Origin of the sequence: Amycolatopsis vancoresmycina (assembly GCF_000716785.1) — a bacterium.
In the GTDB taxonomy this organism is placed as follows: domain Bacteria; phylum Actinomycetota; class Actinomycetes; order Mycobacteriales; family Pseudonocardiaceae; genus Amycolatopsis; species Amycolatopsis vancoresmycina.
The window spans coordinates 109297-125670 of record NZ_JNYY01000002.1; the positions used below are offsets into that span (position 1 = coordinate 109297).

At 70.7% G+C, this 16374-nt stretch carries 14 protein-coding genes; 5 read left to right on the top strand and 9 right to left on the bottom strand.

What is annotated here, in order from left to right:
- Nucleotide 1 precedes the first annotated feature (1 nt).
- Nucleotides 2-589: a hypothetical protein gene (locus OO60_RS06065; RefSeq protein WP_039912151.1), complete on the top strand. Its 588-nt coding sequence runs from the start codon at nt 2-4 to the stop codon at nt 587-589.
- 29 nt (nt 590-618) lie between these two features.
- Here the strand turns inward: OO60_RS06065 and OO60_RS06070 are convergent, their stop codons facing one another.
- The 4 genes from OO60_RS06070 to OO60_RS06085 are packed head-to-tail and all read right to left on the bottom strand — an operon-like array spanning nt 619 to nt 4550.
- Nucleotides 619-1248 (bottom strand): acyltransferase, encoded by a 630-nt coding sequence (locus OO60_RS06070; RefSeq protein ID WP_004559084.1) that lies wholly within the window; start codon nt 1246-1248, stop codon nt 619-621.
- On the bottom strand, nt 1235-2431 hold the full coding sequence (locus OO60_RS06075) for a glycosyltransferase family 4 protein (protein ID WP_004559083.1): 1197 nt from the start codon (nt 2429-2431) through the stop codon (nt 1235-1237). Before OO60_RS06075 ends, OO60_RS06070 begins: the two co-directional genes overlap by 14 nt.
- A 32-nt stretch (nt 2432-2463) precedes the next feature.
- Complete coding sequence (locus OO60_RS06080; protein ID WP_004559082.1) at nt 2464-3393, bottom strand: NAD-dependent epimerase/dehydratase family protein; 930 nt, start codon at nt 3391-3393, stop codon at nt 2464-2466.
- A 23-nt stretch (nt 3394-3416) separates the two neighbouring features.
- Nucleotides 3417-4550, bottom strand: coding sequence for a DegT/DnrJ/EryC1/StrS family aminotransferase (locus OO60_RS06085; protein ID WP_004559081.1), 1134 nt, complete (start codon nt 4548-4550; stop codon nt 3417-3419).
- A gap of 127 nt (nt 4551-4677) precedes the next feature.
- Here OO60_RS06085 and OO60_RS06090 point away from each other — a divergent pair, with 127 nt between their 5' ends.
- Together OO60_RS06090 and lhgO are read left to right on the top strand one after the other, a co-directional pair.
- Nucleotides 4678-7788 carry an AfsR/SARP family transcriptional regulator gene (locus tag OO60_RS06090; protein ID WP_033260995.1) on the top strand — a complete coding sequence of 1037 codons (3111 nt, stop codon included), beginning with the start codon at nt 4678-4680 and terminating at the stop codon, nt 7786-7788.
- A gap of 114 nt (nt 7789-7902) precedes the next feature.
- Nucleotides 7903-9093, top strand: coding sequence for an L-2-hydroxyglutarate oxidase (gene lhgO, locus OO60_RS06095; protein WP_033260996.1), 1191 nt, complete (start codon nt 7903-7905; stop codon nt 9091-9093).
- Here the strand turns inward: lhgO and OO60_RS06100 are convergent.
- Together OO60_RS06100 and serS are read right to left on the bottom strand one after the other, a co-directional pair.
- The gene (locus OO60_RS06100; RefSeq protein WP_004558560.1) at nt 9090-10091 is read right to left on the bottom strand and encodes a DUF3558 family protein; all 1002 of its coding nucleotides are present in this window, start codon (nt 10089-10091) and stop codon (nt 9090-9092) included. The two genes, lhgO and OO60_RS06100, sit on opposite strands and share 4 nt — an antisense overlap.
- 65 nt (nt 10092-10156) lie before the next feature.
- Nucleotides 10157-11419 carry a serine--tRNA ligase gene (gene serS, locus OO60_RS06105; protein WP_004558561.1) on the bottom strand — a complete coding sequence of 421 codons (1263 nt, stop codon included), beginning with the start codon at nt 11417-11419 and terminating at the stop codon, nt 10157-10159.
- Between the two features lie 118 nt (nt 11420-11537).
- Here serS and OO60_RS06110 point away from each other — a divergent pair, with 118 nt between their 5' ends.
- A complete protein-coding gene (locus tag OO60_RS06110) occupies nt 11538-12830 on the top strand; it encodes an aspartate aminotransferase family protein (RefSeq protein WP_004558562.1) in 1293 nt (430 codons plus the stop codon).
- On the opposite strand, the gene OO60_RS06115 is transcribed toward OO60_RS06110, so the two are convergent.
- Nucleotides 12827-13369: a TetR/AcrR family transcriptional regulator gene (locus tag OO60_RS06115; protein ID WP_004558563.1), complete on the bottom strand. Its 543-nt coding sequence runs from the start codon at nt 13367-13369 to the stop codon at nt 12827-12829. The two genes, OO60_RS06110 and OO60_RS06115, sit on opposite strands and share 4 nt — an antisense overlap.
- 91 nt (nt 13370-13460) lie before the next feature.
- Between OO60_RS06115 and OO60_RS06120 the strand changes: the two genes are divergently transcribed.
- Complete coding sequence (locus OO60_RS06120) at nt 13461-14390, top strand: NADP-dependent oxidoreductase (RefSeq protein WP_004558564.1); 930 nt, start codon at nt 13461-13463, stop codon at nt 14388-14390.
- Between the two features lie 580 nt (nt 14391-14970).
- Here the strand turns inward: OO60_RS06120 and OO60_RS06125 are convergent.
- Both OO60_RS06125 and OO60_RS06130 read right to left on the bottom strand, forming a co-directional pair.
- On the bottom strand, nt 14971-15876 hold the full coding sequence (locus OO60_RS06125; protein WP_004558565.1) for a haloalkane dehalogenase: 906 nt from the start codon (nt 15874-15876) through the stop codon (nt 14971-14973).
- A 23-nt stretch (nt 15877-15899) separates the two neighbouring features.
- Entirely contained in the window at nt 15900-16352 is a 453-nt protein-coding gene (locus OO60_RS06130; RefSeq protein ID WP_004558566.1) for a DUF350 domain-containing protein, read from the bottom strand.
- Nucleotides 16353-16374: the final 22 nt, after the last annotated feature.

A 16374-nucleotide genomic window follows, 5' to 3' on the forward strand; every position in this document is an offset into this window, starting at 1 on the left:
CGTGCGCTTCGTAGGGGGAATCTTCGCCGTCGCATGCCTGCTGACCTGCGTCACAGCGTGTTCGGGCGGCTCCACGACGGCGGCGCCGGCGACCACGTCGGCGCCGCCGTCATCCACGTCGGTCAGCAAGCCGACGCCAACGCCGACGACACCGAAGTTCGCGGCGGTGGTGTCCCCGGAGAAGGTGACGGCGGCCTGCCCGTTTCTGGGCGGCTCGGAGGTCCGGGAACTCACCGGCCGGCCGGGCGAAAAAGGCGAAGGCACCGAGGGCAAGTCCGAGGACGTGAACCCCGGGACGGCCTACCACTGCGGGTACGGGCTGAACGGCGAACTGGTGGTCGTGGCGCTCCCGGGCGCCCAGAGCCCGTCGGCGACGATCGGCCGGCTCAACAAGGAGTGCAAGGAGCCCGCCAAGCCGATCCCGGGCGCGGGCGAGTACGCGAGCCACTGCAAGTTCCCGGACGGCGAAGAGATGGTCGCCATCGGCAAGCGCGGCCACGGCCAGAGCCGGTTCGCGCAGTTCTACACGCCGACGAACCGCGAGGACGTGTACGTCTCGGTGGCGAAGCTCTTGGGTGACCGGCTCTAGGGCCGCTGGGCGCGCAGCTTGCCCGGTCGCTACTCCGCTGAGTAGTCGCCCGATGGGGCTCCCCAGCCCGAAGTGTCCTGCCCGTGTGACTCCGCGATCGCCCTCCGGCGAGCGTTTTCCGCCCGCACCCGCTCGGCCTCCGCCTGGATGTACTCCTCGTCGTAGCGCTGGAACACCCGGGCCGGGTTGCCCGCCACCAGCGTCCGCGGCGGGACGTCCTTCGCCACCACCGAGTTCGGCTGGACCGTCGCGAAGTCGCCGATCGTCACGCCCGCCATGATCACCACCAGGCCGCCGATGAAGCAGCCCTTGCCGATCTTGACCGGCTTGCGCTCGATCAGGTCGCTGCCCGAGTGGTTCTGCAGCGTCATGTTCGCCAGCCAGCTCGAATGCGTGAAGATCAGCGTGTTCAGCCCGATGCTGGTGTGCTCGCCGATCTCCAGGCCGCCGCTCGCGTCCAGCGCCGCGCCCTCGCCGATCCAGCAGTGGTCGCCCATCTTCAGGTTTTCCGGGCTGATGATCTTCGCGCGCTCGCGCATGCGGCACGTCGAGGGCAGCCCGTAGAACGCCGCCCGCTCGGCGTCGTTCATGTACTGCGAGACGAGGTCGGTCAGGATCTGCGGGCGCAGCCGGTGGCTGCGCTCGTCATCGAAGAACATCGGCTTCCGACACCAGCTTCTCAAACGTACGAAGGTGTTCCTCCGCCACGACGTCGAGGCCGAAGTTCGAGCGCACCATTTCGCTCTCCCGCTGCGCGATCGCCGCCCGGCGATCCGGGTCGTCGAGCAGCTCGATCACCGTGCGCGCCACGGCTTCCGAGTCGTCCGGACGCACCAGCAGCACGTTTTCGCCGTTGCGCAGCTCGATGCCCGGGTAGTTGTCCTCGGTCACCGACGCGATCGTCGCCGTGCCCGAAAGCATCGCCTCCAGTGACGCCGTGCCGCAGCCGCCGTTGAGGTCGTGCGTGACGATGTCCGCCGCCGCGAAGTACGCCGGGACGTCCTCCTTCGGCACCGCGCCCGTGACGACCAGCGCGTCCGACACCCCCAGTTCGGCGGCCCGCTTCAGGAACGCGTCGTGGTACACGCGGCCGACGACCACCACCCGCACCCCGGGGTGCCTGTCCAAAATGGACGGCAGGGCCTCGATCAGCGGCAGCCGGTTGCGCAGCGGGATGACGTGGCCCAGCGACACGATCAGCGGGGCGTCGCCGATTTCGTGCTCCGCGCGGACGTCCTTCGTCACCGGCTTCGCGAAGTGCCCGGTGTCGACGGCGATCGGGAAGTACTCCGAGTTCGCGTCGCTGGTGCCGTAGCGGTCGACGCAGTAGTCGACGCCCAGCTTGTCGAGGATGACGTACTTCGGCTTCAGGTAGGCGAGGATCGGCCGCACGAGCACCGCGTCGAGCAGCCGGAACACGCCGCCGTACAGCTTGTTGTCGCTGATCAGCAGCGTGTGGATGGTCAGCAGCGCCGGGACGCCGTGGCGGCGCGCCCAGATCCCGGCCAGCCACGACAGGTCGAAGAACTGGCCGTGCAGGTGGACCGCGTCCGGCTGGAACGCGTCCAGCAGCTTCCACAGCCGCCGCCAGTTGCCCGGCCGCAGCGACGCGAAGCTCATGTCGAAGTCGATCGACAGGCCGATCTGCGGCATCTTCACCGCCGGGAGGCGCACCACGCGGTAGCCGTCGCGCTCCTCTTCGGCCGGGGCGTCGGCGTACTCGGCCGTGATCGCCAGGACCTCGTGCCCGGCCTCGACGAACTGCGCCGCGAGCGACGCCGCCATGTGCGCGCTGCCGCCCACGCGCGGCGGGAAGAAGTTGTTCACCACCGCGATGCGCATCGCACGTCCTTGGGCGGGCCCGGCGGTGGTGCTCACTCGGTTTCCTTGACCAGATCCCGCATGCCGTCCTCGACGGTGATCCGCGGCTCCCAGCCCAGCACGTCCCGCGCCCGGCTGATGTCGGCCGCACGCCGCGAAACCAGCACGTCACGCTCGTTGAACAGCGGCTCGACGTCGACGCCGACCGCCTCGATGAGGATCTTGGCCAGCGCGGCGATCGAGGTGTCGATGCCGGTGCCGATGTTGATCGGCAGGTTCGCCTTCTCCGACTCCAGCGCCGCGACGACGGCGTGCGCGAGGTCGGTGACGTGCACGAAGTCCATCGACTGGTCGCCCCGGCCGTCGATGATCGGCGGCTGGCCGGCGCGCAGGCGCTGGATGAAGTGGTTGATCACCGACGTGTAGTACGCCTCGATCTTCTGGCCGGGGCCGTACACGTTGAAGAACCGCAGCGCGTTCCACGACAGGCCCTTCTGCCGCTCGTAGAAGCCGAGCAGGTCCTCGCCCGCGCGCTTCGAGATGCAGTACGGCGTGAGCGGCTTGAGCTCGTCGTCCTCGTGCATCGGCAGCCGCTTCGGGTCGCCGTACACCGACGCCGTCGAGGCGAACACCAGCCGCTCGACGCCTTCGTCGGCGGCCGCGGCGAACACGTTGTGGTTGCCGATCATGTTGATGTCGATCGACTCGTGCGGGTCGGCGATCGACTTGTTGATCGACACCGTCGCGAAGTGGATGACGTGCGTGCAGCCGCGCATGGCCTCGCGCACCGCACCGCCGTACCGGACGTCCTTCTCGACCAGTTCCACCTGGCCGGTCGCGACGAACTCGTTCACGCGGGCGCGGTCACCGCGGGTCATGTTGTCGAAGATCCGGACCGTGTAGCCACCTTCGAGCAGCAGCGGGATCACGTGCGCGGCGATGAAGCCACCGCCCCCGGTGAAGAGCACCTTCTTGTCGGACACCAATTTCTCCTCGGTAGGCGGCTTCAGGACAGGGACTGCACGGCTTCGCGCACGACCTCGGCGACCCGGGTGACTTCGGCGTCGGTGAGGTTGGCGTGCATCGGGATGGCGAGCTGACGCGCGAACGCGTCGGCCGAGACGGGCAGCGGGGCCTGAGGCCCGTAGATCGGCTGCAGGTGCGAGGCGTAGGTGCCGAAGTTGCACTGGACGCCCTGGGAGCGGATCCGCAGGGCGAGCGTGTCGCGGCTGATCCCGGGCGCGACCGTGAGCAGGTAGGCCTGCCACGGGTGCTCCCGATCGGACAGTTCCACCGGGACGGTCAGCGCATCGACGTCGGCGAAGGCCTCGTGGTAGCGCTTCGCGACCGAGCGGCGGGCGGCGAGGAGGTCCGGGAGGCGGTCGAGCTGGACGTTCATGATCGCGGCCTGGACGTCCGAGAGCCGGAAGTTGTAGCCGAGTTCGTGGAACTCCGGGATGGGCAGCGTGTCCGAGCCTTCGCGGCTGATCGCCGGCTCGATGCCGTAGGTGTGCAGCTTGCGGGCGCGGGCGATGAGGTCTTCGCGGTCGGAGACCAGCGCGCCGCCCTCGCCCGCGGTGATGCCCTTGCGGCCGTGGAAGGAGAACGCGGCGAGGTCGGCGAGGCTGCCGGCCGGCCGCGTCTTGTACGTGGCGCCCGCGGCGCAGGCGGCGTCCTCGAACAGCCAGAGGCCGTGCTTGTCGGCGATCGCGCGGTATTCGTCGAAGTCACCGGGCTGGCCGGCGACGTCGACGGCGAGGATGCCGACCGTCTTCGGCGTGATCAGCGCTTCGACGTGCGCCGGGTCCGCGCTGAAGACGTCCGGGCGGATGTCGGCGAACACCGGTTTCGCGCCCGCTTGGACGACGGCGTGGCCGGTGGCGGGGAACGTGTAGTCGCCGACGATCACCTCGTCGCCCGGCCGGACTCCGAGGACCTTGAGCCCCAGGAAGAGCGCCGAGCCGCAGTTCGCCGTCGTCAGCGCGTGCGCTGTGCCGGTGACCTGGGCGAAGCGTTCCTCGAACCGACGGCACGCCGGGCCCGCGCCGGCCAGCCAGCCGGACCGGAAGACCTCCGCGACGGCAGCGAGCTCCTCTTCACCGACGGTCGGCTGACCGAGGGCGATGCTGTCTGACGACATACCTCTCCCATTGCGTGGGGACTCGGCGAAGTGTATAGACGCACGCTCAGGTGATTCACAGGCCCACGCCGAACTCCCGTTCGGAGTGACGCTTCCCCCAGGTCGGGGACGTCCTAGGCTGGGTCACATGCGATTCGGGGTGCTGGGGGCCGTCGCCGCGTGGCGCACGGACGGCACGCAGGTGACGGTGGGCGGCCCGCGGTCGCGGATGCTGCTGGCGCTGCTCGCGCTGGAGGCCGGGCGGTTCGTCCCGGCCGAGCGCTTGATCGACGGCATGTACGGCGAACACCCGCCGGACGGCGCGGCGAACGCCCTCCAGTCGCAGGTGTCGCGGCTGCGGACGGCGCTGAAGGAGCTCGCGCCGGTCGAGTTCACCGCGGCCGGGTACCGGCTGGCCGCCCCACCGGACGAAGTGGACGTTCACTGCTTCGAACGGCTCGCGCGCGAAGGCCGCACGCTGCTGAAGAACGGCGAGCACGCGCGGGCCGCGGCGGTGCTGGGCGAAGCGCTGGCGTTGTGGCGCGGGCCCGCGTTCAGCGACCTGGCGGACGCGCCGTTCGCCGAAGCGCAGGCCGCGCGGCTGGCGGAACTGCGGGCCGACGCGGCCGACGACCACGTCGAGGCCCGGCTGCCGCTCGGCCAGGCCGAAGACCTCCTCGCCGTCCTCCGGGAGACCGTCGCCGCGCACCCGCTGCGGGAACGGCCGCGCGCGCAGCTGGTGCGGGCGCTGGCCGCCGCGGGACGGCCCGCCGACGCGCTCGCCGCGTTCGAGGACGCCCGCCGCACCCTGGCCGACGAGCTGGGCGCCGACCCGGGCCCGGAACTCGCCGAAGCCCACCTCGCGGTGCTTCGCGGCGAGACCGAGAAGCCGGTGCTGCCGGCGTTGCCCGCGCAGCTGACGAGCTTCGTCGGCCGCGGCGACGAACTGCGGCAGGTCGCCGGGCTGCTGGACCGCAGCCGGCTCGTCACGCTGACCGGGCCGGGTGGCACCGGCAAGACCCGGCTGGCCGTCGAGGTGGCCGCGGCCCAGACCGGCCCGGTGGCGTTCGTCGAGCTCGCCCCGCACGGCGGCGCCGGCGTCGCCCAAGCGGTGCTGAGCGCGCTGGGCCTGCGCGAGAGCTCGCGCGGCGGCCCGCAGGACCCGGCCGAGCGGCTGATCGCGGCCCTGCGCGAACGCGCCACCCTGCTGGTGCTCGACAACTGCGAGCACGTCGTCGACGTGGCCGCCCGGCTGGTCGCGCGGCTGCTCGCCGCGTGCCCGGGCCTGCGGGTGCTGGCCACCAGCCGCGAGCCGCTCGGGATCACCGGCGAGCAGCTGGCGCCGGTGCCGCGGCTGGCCGTCCCGCCGCCCGGGACACCCGCCGGGCCGGCCCGGGAGTTCGCGGCCGTCCGGCTGTTCGCCGACCGCGCGGCGGCGAGCGATCCGGCGTTCGCGGTCGACGAGACGACGATCGGCGACGTCCAGCACATCTGCGCCGCCCTCGACGGCCTGCCGCTGGCCCTGGAGCTGGCCGCGGCCCGCGTGCGGACCTTGGACGTCGGAGAAATCGCGGCGCGGCTCGACGACCGGTTCCGCCTCCTGGCCCGCGGCAGCCGGACGGCCGAGGCGCGGCACCGCTCGCTGCGCGGCGTCGTCGAGTGGAGCTGGGACCTGCTGAGCGACGAGGAACGCGAGCTCGCGCGCCGGCTGACGGTGTTCCCGGGCGGCGCGACCGCCGCGGCCGCCGCCGAGGTGTGCGGCGCCGACGTCGACCTGCTGCCGGAGCTGGCCGACAAGTCCCTGGTCGAAGCCGTCGGCGGGCGGTTCCGGATGCTGGAGACGATCCGGGCGTTCGGCGCCGAGAGGCTCGCTGAGGTGGGCGAGGCCGAGGCAGTCCACCGCGCGCACGCCGAGTACTTCCGGCGGTTCGCCGAGCAAGCCGACCCGATGCTGCGGACCGCGGACCAGCTGACGTGGCTCGCGCGGCTCGACGCCGACTACGACAACATCCTGGCCGCGCTGCGCTGGGCCACCGAGAACGACGTCGCACTGGCGCTGCGGCTGGTGCTGCTGCTGGCGATGTACTGGTGGATGCGCGGCCGGCGGTTCGAGGGCGCCGGGCTGTCGCTGGCCGTGGTCTCGCGGTGCTCGCCGGAGCTGCGCGAGGAGCACGTCGAGGAGTTCCTGGTGTGCGTGCTCGGCGCCATGGCCGGGCAGCCGCACGAGTCGCTGGAGCAGTACCTGCCGCTGGTCCGGCGGTTCGCGGCCGACGGTGCGTGGGCGCCGCGGCACCCCATGCTGGTGATGCTGCTGGGTGTCGTGGCCGGCCCGCCCGGCGACGACGCGGAGCTGCTGATCCGCGGCGAGGGCCTGCTGGCCACCGGTGATCCGTGGAGCTGGGCGTTGCTGCCGATGGGCCTCGGCCTGCGGTCGATGATGTCGGGTGACCTGGCCGGCGCCGAGGAAGGACTGCGCGAGGGCGCGGCGCAGTTCCGGGCGCTGGGCGAGCGGTGGGGCCTCTCGATGGCCCTTGACCACCTGTCGCAGCTGCTGACCTGGCGCGGCGAGCACGAGGCCGCGCTGCCGATGATGGACGAAGCCCTCGCCCTGATGCACGAGATCGGGGCGACGGACGACGTCGCGGACCTGATCTGCCGCCGGGCCTGGGCACGGCTGCTGTCCGGCGACCGGACCGGCGCCCGCGCGGACTACGAACTGGCGGCCACGACGGCCCGCCGCTCGGGCATGCCGGAATCCCGCGCGTCGGCCTACCTCGGGCTGGCGAACCTGTCCCGCTTCTCCGGCGACCTGGCGGCGGCCCGTGAGCTGTGCGAGCGGGCGCTGGCAGAGTGCACAGGCGGCTCGTTCGCGGCGGAGACGGCCCGCGCGTCGGCGATGATCTCGCTCGGCTGGCTGGCCCTGGCGGAAGGCGACCCGGCGGCGGCCGCCGCGTTGCACCGCGAGGCGTTGCTGGTGGGACGGCAGTGGCACGCGGGTGACGTCGTGGCGTTCGCGCTGGAAGGGCTGGCCGGCGTGACCGGCCCGGAGCAGGCCGCCGTGTTGCTGGGCGCGGCGGCGGCGGTCCGCGGGACGGCGATCAGCGGCGACCCGGACGTGACGGCGGTCCGGGCCCGGCTGGTGGAGTCGCTCGGCGTCGACGGGTTCGAGCGGGCCTACCGCACGGGGTCGGGGATGAGTGCGCAGAAGGCCCTCGATCACTCGATCGAGGGAGAGGTGTCCACTCGTTCGGACACCTAGGCTTCGAGCACGTTCCGCGGGGACCCTCCCGGCCGAGGTCGAGGGCCCGTGCCCCGGTTCCCGCAGATCAGCCCGCGAACCACCCGCCGCCGCATTCGCGTAGCCTGATCGACCGTGCGTAACGTGGTAGTCGTCGGGGGCGGGATCGTCGGTCTGGCCGTGGCCTGGGAGCTGACCAGGCGCGGGCTGGACGTCACCGTCCTCGAGAAGGAATCCCGCTGGGCGGCCCACCAGACCGGGCACAACTCGAACGTGGTGCACGCCGGGCTCTACTACAAGCCCGGCTCCTTCAAGGCGCGGATGTCCGTGGCCGGCAACCGGTCCATCGTGGACTTCGCGCGCCAGTACGGCGTGCCCGTCGAGGTGTGCGGGAAGCTCGTCGTCGCGACCCACGAGCGGGAGCTCCCGGCCCTCACCACCCTCGCCGAACGCGCCGAGGCCAACGGCGTCCCGGCCAAGCAGATCTCGCCCGCCGAGGCCCGCGAGTACGAGCCCGAGGTGGCCTGCGTCGCCGCCCTGCGGGTCGAATCCACCGGGATCATCGACTTCCCCGCCGTCTGCCACGCCCTGGTCCGGCTGCTCGACGAAGCCGGCGTCGACCTGCGGCTGAACTCCCCCGCCGTGGCCATCCGGGCCGGGAGCACCGGCGGGGTCGAGGTCGCCACCGGCGACGAAGTCGTCCAGGCCGACGCGCTGGTCAACTGCGCCGGCCTGCACTCCGACCGCGTCGCGCGGCTGGCCGGGCTGACGCCGTCGGCGAAGATCGTGCCGTTCCGCGGCGAGTACTACGAGCTCAAGCCGGAGAAGCGGCACCTGGTCAAGGGCCTGATCTACCCGGTGCCGGACCCGACGCTGCCGTTCCTCGGCGTGCACCTCACGCGCATGCTCGACGGCAGCGTGCACGCGGGCCCGAACGCCGTGCTGGCGCTGCGCCGCGAGGGCTACCGCTGGGGCGACTTCTCCGCGAAGGACGTCGCCGAGGTCGCGACCTTCCCCGGGATCTGGCGGCTGGCGCGCAAGTACGCGTTCCCGACCGGGCTCGACGAGGTCCGCCGCTCGTTCTCGAAGAAGCGGTTCGCCGCGAGCCTCGCCCGGCTCGTCCCGGCCGTCACCGCGGACGACATCGTCCGCCACGGTTCCGGCGTGCGCGCCCAGGCGATGCGCCGCGACGGCTCACTCGTCGACGACTTCCTCATCGAGACCGCGCGCGACCAGGTGCACGTCCTGAACGCGCCCTCACCGGCCGCGACGAGCGCGCTCGAGATCGCGCGCCACATCGCGGACCAGGTGGCTTCCGACAGTTAGCCCGGCAGGTTCGCGGTCACCAGCGGCAAGCCCTGCTTCACGAGGTCGCAGGTCTTGCTGTCGTCACCGATGAACCCGCTGACCACCTGCACCGACGACGTGTCGGTGATCGCCAGGGTCGCGCCGCAGGTGACCCGCAGGCCGCCCATGTTCGGGAAGATGCCCCACTTCTTGCCGCCGACGTCGACGGTCTCGGTCGGGTTGACGCCCTTGGCCCCGGGCCACTCCCCGACCGGGGTGCTCGGGCCGAACCAGACCTCGAACGCCTTCTGGCCGTCGTCGCCGTCGGTGTCGTCCCAGAGGCAGTAGGACGCGTTCGGCACGGTGGACGAGGTGTCCTTTTCGCCGTTCGGCGAGATGTCCTTGAGCTGGGCCACCTGGTCCGGCTTCAGCATCGCGCACGGGTCCGCCGACAGCAGCGGGCCGCCCGGCTCCGGCTTGGCGGAGGTCGTCGGCGTGACCGGCGGGGCGTCCTGCCCGCCCGGCAGGTGCGCCGCCACCTGCGGGATCGCCTGCTTCGCCTGCTCGCAGGACTTGTCGAGCTTGCTCGTCGAGACGCTCACGTAGGCGAACGACTTGGCGCCGAGCAGGGCGTAGAACACGCAGTCGTCGGGCAGGATCGAGGCGTACTGCGTCCAGGTCAGCCCGCCGATCTCCTGCGGCTCGGACTTCTTGAGGGCACCGGAGATGTACTCGTTGAAGTCCATGCCGGCGGCGATGCCGACGTTCAGGACGGCCGACGGCTCGATGTCGTCCTTCGAGTTCCACAGGCACATCGGCGGCTGGAGCCGGTCCTTGTTCTCCGGCACCGAGCGACCCGGCGTCCGGTAGCCGAGGGCGTCGACCTGGGCTTCGTCGAGGAGCTTGCAGGCGTCGACGGCCGTGACGACCGGGCCCTGCCCCGGCACCGGCGACGCCGAACCGCCGACCGCCACCGTGCACCCGGTCACCACGGTCGCGGCCGCCAGCGCGACCGCGACCTGCCACTTGATCCGCATGAAGTCCTCCCGTTCGGCCCGGACACTACTGGGACGAACGGAGCAGCACCGCGGATCCGCCCGATTCAGCGAGGCGTGAGGACTTCCTTGCCGCCGACGAACGGCCGCAGCGCCTCCGGCACCCGGACCGAGCCGTCCTCCTGCTGGTGGTTCTCGACGATCGCGACGATCCAGCGGGTGGTGGCCAGGGTGCCGTTGAGCGTCGCGGCGATCTGCGGCTTGCCGTTCTCGTCGCGGTAGCGGACCGAGAGGCGGCGGGCCTGGAACGTCGTGCAGTTGGACGTCGAGGTCAGCTCGCGGTAGGTCTCCTGGGTCGGGATCCACGCCTCGCAGTCGAACTTGCGGTGCGCGGACGTGCCGAGGTCGCCGGTCGCGGTGTCGATCACCCGGTAGGGCACCTCGATCTTCGCCAGCATCTGCTCTTCCCAGCCCAGCAGCCGCTCGTGCTCCGCCTCGGCCTCGGCCGGCTTGGCGTAGACGAACATCTCGACCTTGTCGAACTGGTGGACGCGGATGATGCCGCGGGTGTCCTTGCCGTACGAGCCGGCCTCGCGCCGGTAGCAGGACGACCAGCCCGCGTAGCGGTTCGGGCCGTCGTTCAGGTCGAGGATCTCGTCGGCGTGGAAGCCGGCGAGCGGCACCTCCGACGTGCCGACGAGGTAGAGGTCGTCGTCCTCGAGGTGGTAGATCTCGCTGGAGTGCTGCCCGAGGAAGCCGGTGCCGGCCATGATCTCGGGGCGCACCAGCGACGGCGTGATCATCGGCGTGAAGCCGTTCTCGAGCGCCTGCGCGATGGCCATGTTGAGCAGGCCGAGCTGCAGCTGCGCGCCGACACCGGTGAGGAAGTAGAACCGCGACCCCGACACCTTGGCGCCGCGTTCCATGTCGACGCCGCCGAGCGCTTCGAGCAGCTCGAGGTGGTCCTTCGGGGCGAAGCCGAGCTTCGTCGGCTCGCCGACGTGCTTGAGGACGGTGAAGTCGTCCTCGCCGCCGACGGGCGCGTCCGGGTGGACGAGGTTCGGCACGGTCCGGAACAGCGTGTCGAACTCCTCCGACGCGGTGTTCTGCTCGGCCTCGGCCGCCTTGACCTGCGCGGCGAGGTCCTTCGCCGTGGCGAGGAGCTGCTGCTTCTCCTCCGGCGGCGCCTTCGGGATCTGCTTGCCCAGGAGCTTCTGCTCGTTGCGCAGCTTGTCCGCGGCCGCGATGGAAGACCGGCGCCGGGTGTCGAGGGAGAGCAGCTTGTCGACCACTCCCTCGTCTTCACCACGGGCGCGCTGCGACGCGCGCACGGCTTCCGGGTCTTCGCGCAGAGTCCTGGGGTCAATCACGGGACAGAGGGTAGTCCGTACAGACTGTGCGTCCCTACTGGGTTATCCCGACAGTCTGATCGTTGAAGCCCTGTTCACGGCCTCCTCATACTCGCTTGAGACCCCGAGGAGGCGTTCGATGACCGATGAGCTGCTCGCCCGGCACCGCGCAGTCATGCCGTCCTGGATGTCCCTGCTCTACGAAGAGCCGATCGAGATCGTGCACGCGCACGACCGCCGGATGACCGACTCCCAGGGACGCACCTACCTGGACTTCTTCGCCGGCGTGCTGACGAACTCGATGGGCTACGACGTCGCCGAGATCGGCGACGCGGTCCGCAAGCAGCTCGACACGGGCATCCTCCACACCTCGACGCTGTACCTGATCAGGTCCCAGATCGAGCTGGCCGAGCGGATCGCGAAGCTGTCGAACATCCCGGACGCGAAGGTGTTCTTCACGAACTCCGGCAGCGAGGCGAACGACACGGCGTTGATGCTGGCAACGCAGTACCGCCGCAGCAACCAGGTGCTGGCGATGCGCAATTCCTACCACGGCCGCTCGTTCGGAACGGTCGCGATCACGGGCAACCGAGGCTGGTCGGCATCGGCCCTGAGCCCGGTCAAGGTCAACTACGTCCACGGCGGCTACCGTTACCGCAGCCCGTTCCGCGACTTGTCGGACGCGGCGTACATCGACGCGTGCGTAGCGGACCTGGTGGACGTCCTGGACACGGCAACGGCGGGCGACGTGGCTTGCCTGATAGCGGAGCCGATCCAGGGCGTGGGCGGCTTCAGCCTCCCCCCGGACGGCCTGTTCCGGGCGATGAAGGAAGTGCTCGATTCCTACGGAGTGCTGTTCATCTCGGACGAGGTCCAGACGGGCTGGGGCCGGACGGGCGAGCACTTCTGGGGCATCGAGGCCCACGGAGTGACCCCGGACATGATGACGTTCGCGAAGGGCCTGGGCAACGGCCTGGCGGTGGGCGGCGTGGTGGCCCGAGGCGACGTTTTGGACTGCTTCCAGGCCCAGTCGTTCTCGACGTTCGGCGGCAACCCGGTCTCGATGGCGGGCGCAACGGCGGTCCTGGACTACATCAAGGACCACGACTTGCAGGCGAACTGCGCAGCCCGCGGAGCGCAGTTGCTGTCCGGCCTCCGAGCGGCGTCATCACCCCTGGTGGCCGAGGTCCGCGGAAAGGGCCTGATGATCGGCGTGGAGCTGATCAAGCCGGGAACGACATCCCCGAACGTAGCGGCGGCGGCGCGCATGCTGGAGGAGACGAAGAAGCGCGGGCTGCTGATCGGCAAGGGCGGCTTGCATGGGAACGTCCTGCGGCTCGGCCCCCCGATGACCCTGACGGCGGAGGAAGCCCAGGAGGGCCTGGACATCCTGGTGGATTCCCTCGCGGCCACGCACGCAGCGTTGAGCTAGGACCGGAGTCCGTCCATCAGCAGGTTCAGCAGGCGCCCGGCCTTGGCATCGTGCCGAGGCCGGGGCGCCACGGTGAAGATGCCGATGAGGGAGGCGGCGATGTCGTCGGCGGAGACGTCGGTGCGCAGATCGCCCGCAGCGCGGCCGGCGTCGAGGATCGTGGTGATGGCCGACAGCAGCTCGTCCCGGGTTTCCGCATGGGCGATCTCGCCCGCCTCGATCATCGCGAGCAGCGTGTCGAGCATGCCGTTCTTGGTGGCGATCCAGTCCCCGAACAGGTCCATCCACCGCCGCAGGGCGGCGGCCGGAGTCAGCTGACCGAGTAATTCGCGGGCCCCGGTGGTCAGCCGCCCGACCTGGTCCCGGTAGACGGCGTCGACCAGCGACTCCCGGGTCGGGAAGTGCCGGTAGAGGGTGGCAATGCCCACCCCGGCTTCCCGGGCGATGGCCCGCATCGGCGGCTCGCCACCGCCCTCCGCGAACATGCGGGTCGCGACCGCGAGCAGCTGCTCACGGTTCCGGCTCGCGTCCGCGCGCATCTCACTCAAACGGATCACGCTCCGTTTCTCGTGTTAGTGTTGGACCAGGAAACGGAGCATAGTCCGTTTCGCTGTCGTCCGGAGGAGACTCATGCGGGAGAACAGGAGCAGAGCGGTCCGCCTCGAGGCGTTCGGCGGCCCCGAGGTGCTCGAAGTCCAGGAGGTCCCGACGCCACAGCCGGGCCCAGGCCAGATCCGGGTCCGAGTCACGGCGGCGGGCCTCAACCCGATGGACTGGGTCATGACGGCCGACGCGGAAACGGCGGCCAGGTTCGGCTTGACCCTCCCCACGGGATTCGGCACGGACTACGCGGGCGTGGTCGACGAGGTCGGACCGGAAGTGACCGACTTCGCCGAGGGCGACCGGGTGTTCGGAAGCGCTTTGTCCCGAGCGATCGCGGACTACGTGGTGGTGGACGCAAGCGGAGAGACACCGGCGAACGAGGCCCACCACACGCCCCCGGAGGTCGACGACCGAACGGCGGCCACCCTGACCATCGCCGGCCGCACAGCCTCCGCGGCCCTGGCGGTGGTCGCCCTGGGCCCCCAGGACACGGTCCTGATCGGCGGCGCAGCGGGCGGCGTGGGAGTGTTCGCGGTCCAGCTGGCGAGGCTGACGGGAGCCCGCGTGCTGGGAACGGGATCGGCGCCCGAATTCCTGCGCGAGCTGGGAGCCGAGCCATTGGCCTACGGCGACGGCCTGGAGGACCGGGTCCGAGCCTTGGCGCCAGGCAAAATCACCGCGGCCATCGACCTGCACGGAACGGAGACAGCGCTTACCGCGCAGAAGCTCGGCGTACCGGACGCCCGTATCTGCACGATCGCAGCGCAGCTGGAAGGAATACCGGGAGCCAACGGCGCAAACGCCGCCCCCGGCGCATTGGCAGAGATCGCAGGCTTGGTAGCGGCAGGCAGGCTGCGAATCCCCATCGCAGCAACATTCCCGGTAGCGCAGATCCGCACGGCAACCGAGCTCCAGGCAGCCCGCCACGTCCACGGAAAGGTGGTCATCGACCTATGAAGCTGGGTGGTCATCCCGTCGCCTGAGGCCGTCAAATCACTTTGAGCCGGGCCCGCAACACAGAGCGCGACGCGAGAGAGAAGCGCACGATTGCGGGCCCGGCTCAAAGTGATAGGCCTCGGTCAGGCGACGGGATGACCACCCTGCGGCCCACCTCCCCAACGGGGGACGACAGCGGTGCGAGGGTCATCCCGGAGCCTGCCCGTCCGGCGAGGACATGCTTTTGTCTTTTGCCGCGGCAGAATCCCCTGCCGCGGTGAGGCGGGTCCGACCTCCCCCGCCCCTCCGGTGGGAGTGTCAGTCGCCCCTCGGGTTCGTCAAGGCGGGAAAGCGTGCCTTGACAAACCCGAGTGCCGACTGAAAAGCGGCTGGGATGAGGGGCGGGGGAGGTCTGGTGACGTCGCTGGTCAGCTCGCGTCGCCGGCCACCGGTTCCGAGGCGGCCTGTGGACAACGCCGCCGTCGGCCGCCGGTTCCTTGTGGACCACCGCCGGCGCGCGGCCGCGCTGTGGACAACCGCCCTCGGCGGGCCCGGTTTCGTCGGTCCCCTCCGCTAGCGTGGAAAACGGGGGCTGCTCAGCTCACCCGCGCACAAACCTCACCACATGCTCCGCCAGCTCCTCACCCTTGTCCTCCTGCAAGAAATGCCCCGCCCCAGCGATCACCGGGTGCTCCAACCCCGCCGCCCCGCGCATCGCCCGCCGCAGGATCGGACCCATACCCGCCGTAATCGGGTCCCCATCCGAAAACGCCACCAAGAACGGAATCTCCAACCCCGTCAGCGTCTTCCACGCCTCCCGGTTGGCCGCCGACGCCGGGTCGTCCGGCCGGTACGGCACCAACGAAGGCATCGCCCGCGGGCCCGCCTTGTACATCTCGTTCGGGAACGGTGCGTCGTAAGCCGCCCGCACCGAATCCGGCAACGGGGACTTACATCCCGACTGCACGAACCGGCCGACGTCCAGCACCGGGGCCTTCTCCACCGCCGACCGGAACGCGTGCCAGACCTCCGGCATGTCGACGTCGCCCGTCGGCAGGCCCGTGTTCGCCGCCACCACCCGGGCGAAGCGGGCTGGGTTCGAGGCCACCATTCGCAAGCCGATCAACCCGCCCCAGTCCTGGCCGACCAGTGTCACGTCGTGCAGGTCCAGTGCGTCGAATGCGAATGCGCGCATCCACTCCACGTGGCGGGCGTAGCTGTGGTCCGCCATGTCGCCCGGTTTGTCCGACCGGCCGAAGCCCACCAGGTCCGGGGCGATCGCTCGCAGGCCCGCCGTGGCCAGGATCGGGAGCATCTTGCGGTACAGGTACGACCAGCTCGGCTCGCCGTGCAGCAGGAGGACCGCCGGGCCGTCCGCCGGGCCTGCCTCCACGTACCCCACTCTGATCACGCCGCCGTGCGGGTCGGCCAGCTCCGCGTAACGGGGCTCGAAGGGGAAGTCGGGCAGGTCCGTGAACCGGTCGTCCGGTGTCCTCAGCAGGCGCACGGACCCCACGCTAGTGGGGAACGTCAGGAGATGCCGACCGCCACCACGAGACCGAGGCCGATGTGCGCCGCCGCGACCACGATGCTCACCGGGGCGAACTTCTCGCTCTCGATCGTCGAGGCCACGTCGATGCGGGTGGCCCACTCCAGCAGGCGGACCGCGATGACCTGGACCGCGATCCCGAGCAGGCCGTAGACCAGCGATGTGATCAGGCCCTCCGTCAGGTCGCTCGCCGAGTTGAAGATCGCCACGACGACGATGAACGCCATCGACAGCATCCCGGACGCCGTCACGATCACCGCGTTCGGCAGGCCCTGCGTCACCAGCTTCGACAGCTTGCCCGGCGTGGTCCAGTCGATCGCGTAGAAGCCGGCGAACATCAGCAGCAGGCCGACGACGCCGTACAGCAGGATCGCGCCGATCCCCCGCACGAGGTCGGAGCCGAACGTGTCGGACAGCGCAAGGGTCGTGTTCACGAGTTGTCTCCCAGGAGAAAAG

Coding starts and splice junctions, on each gene's coding strand:
- OO60_RS06070 (WP_004559084.1), bottom strand. CDS start 1,248: ATGTTCTTCGATGACGAGCGCAGCCACCGGCTGCGCCCGCAGATCCTG.
- OO60_RS06075 (WP_004559083.1), bottom strand. CDS start 2,431: ATGCGCATCGCGGTGGTGAACAACTTCTTCCCGCCGCGCGTGGGCGGC.
- OO60_RS06085 (WP_004559081.1), bottom strand. CDS start 4,550: ATGTCGTCAGACAGCATCGCCCTCGGTCAGCCGACCGTCGGTGAAGAG.
- OO60_RS06090 (WP_033260995.1), top strand. CDS start 4,678: ATGCGATTCGGGGTGCTGGGGGCCGTCGCCGCGTGGCGCACGGACGGC.
- OO60_RS06100 (WP_004558560.1), bottom strand. CDS start 10,091: ATGCGGATCAAGTGGCAGGTCGCGGTCGCGCTGGCGGCCGCGACCGTG.
- OO60_RS06110 (WP_004558562.1), top strand. CDS start 11,538: ATGACCGATGAGCTGCTCGCCCGGCACCGCGCAGTCATGCCGTCCTGG.
- OO60_RS06115 (WP_004558563.1), bottom strand. CDS start 13,369: ATGCGCGCGGACGCGAGCCGGAACCGTGAGCAGCTGCTCGCGGTCGCG.
- OO60_RS06120 (WP_004558564.1), top strand. CDS start 13,461: ATGCGGGAGAACAGGAGCAGAGCGGTCCGCCTCGAGGCGTTCGGCGGC.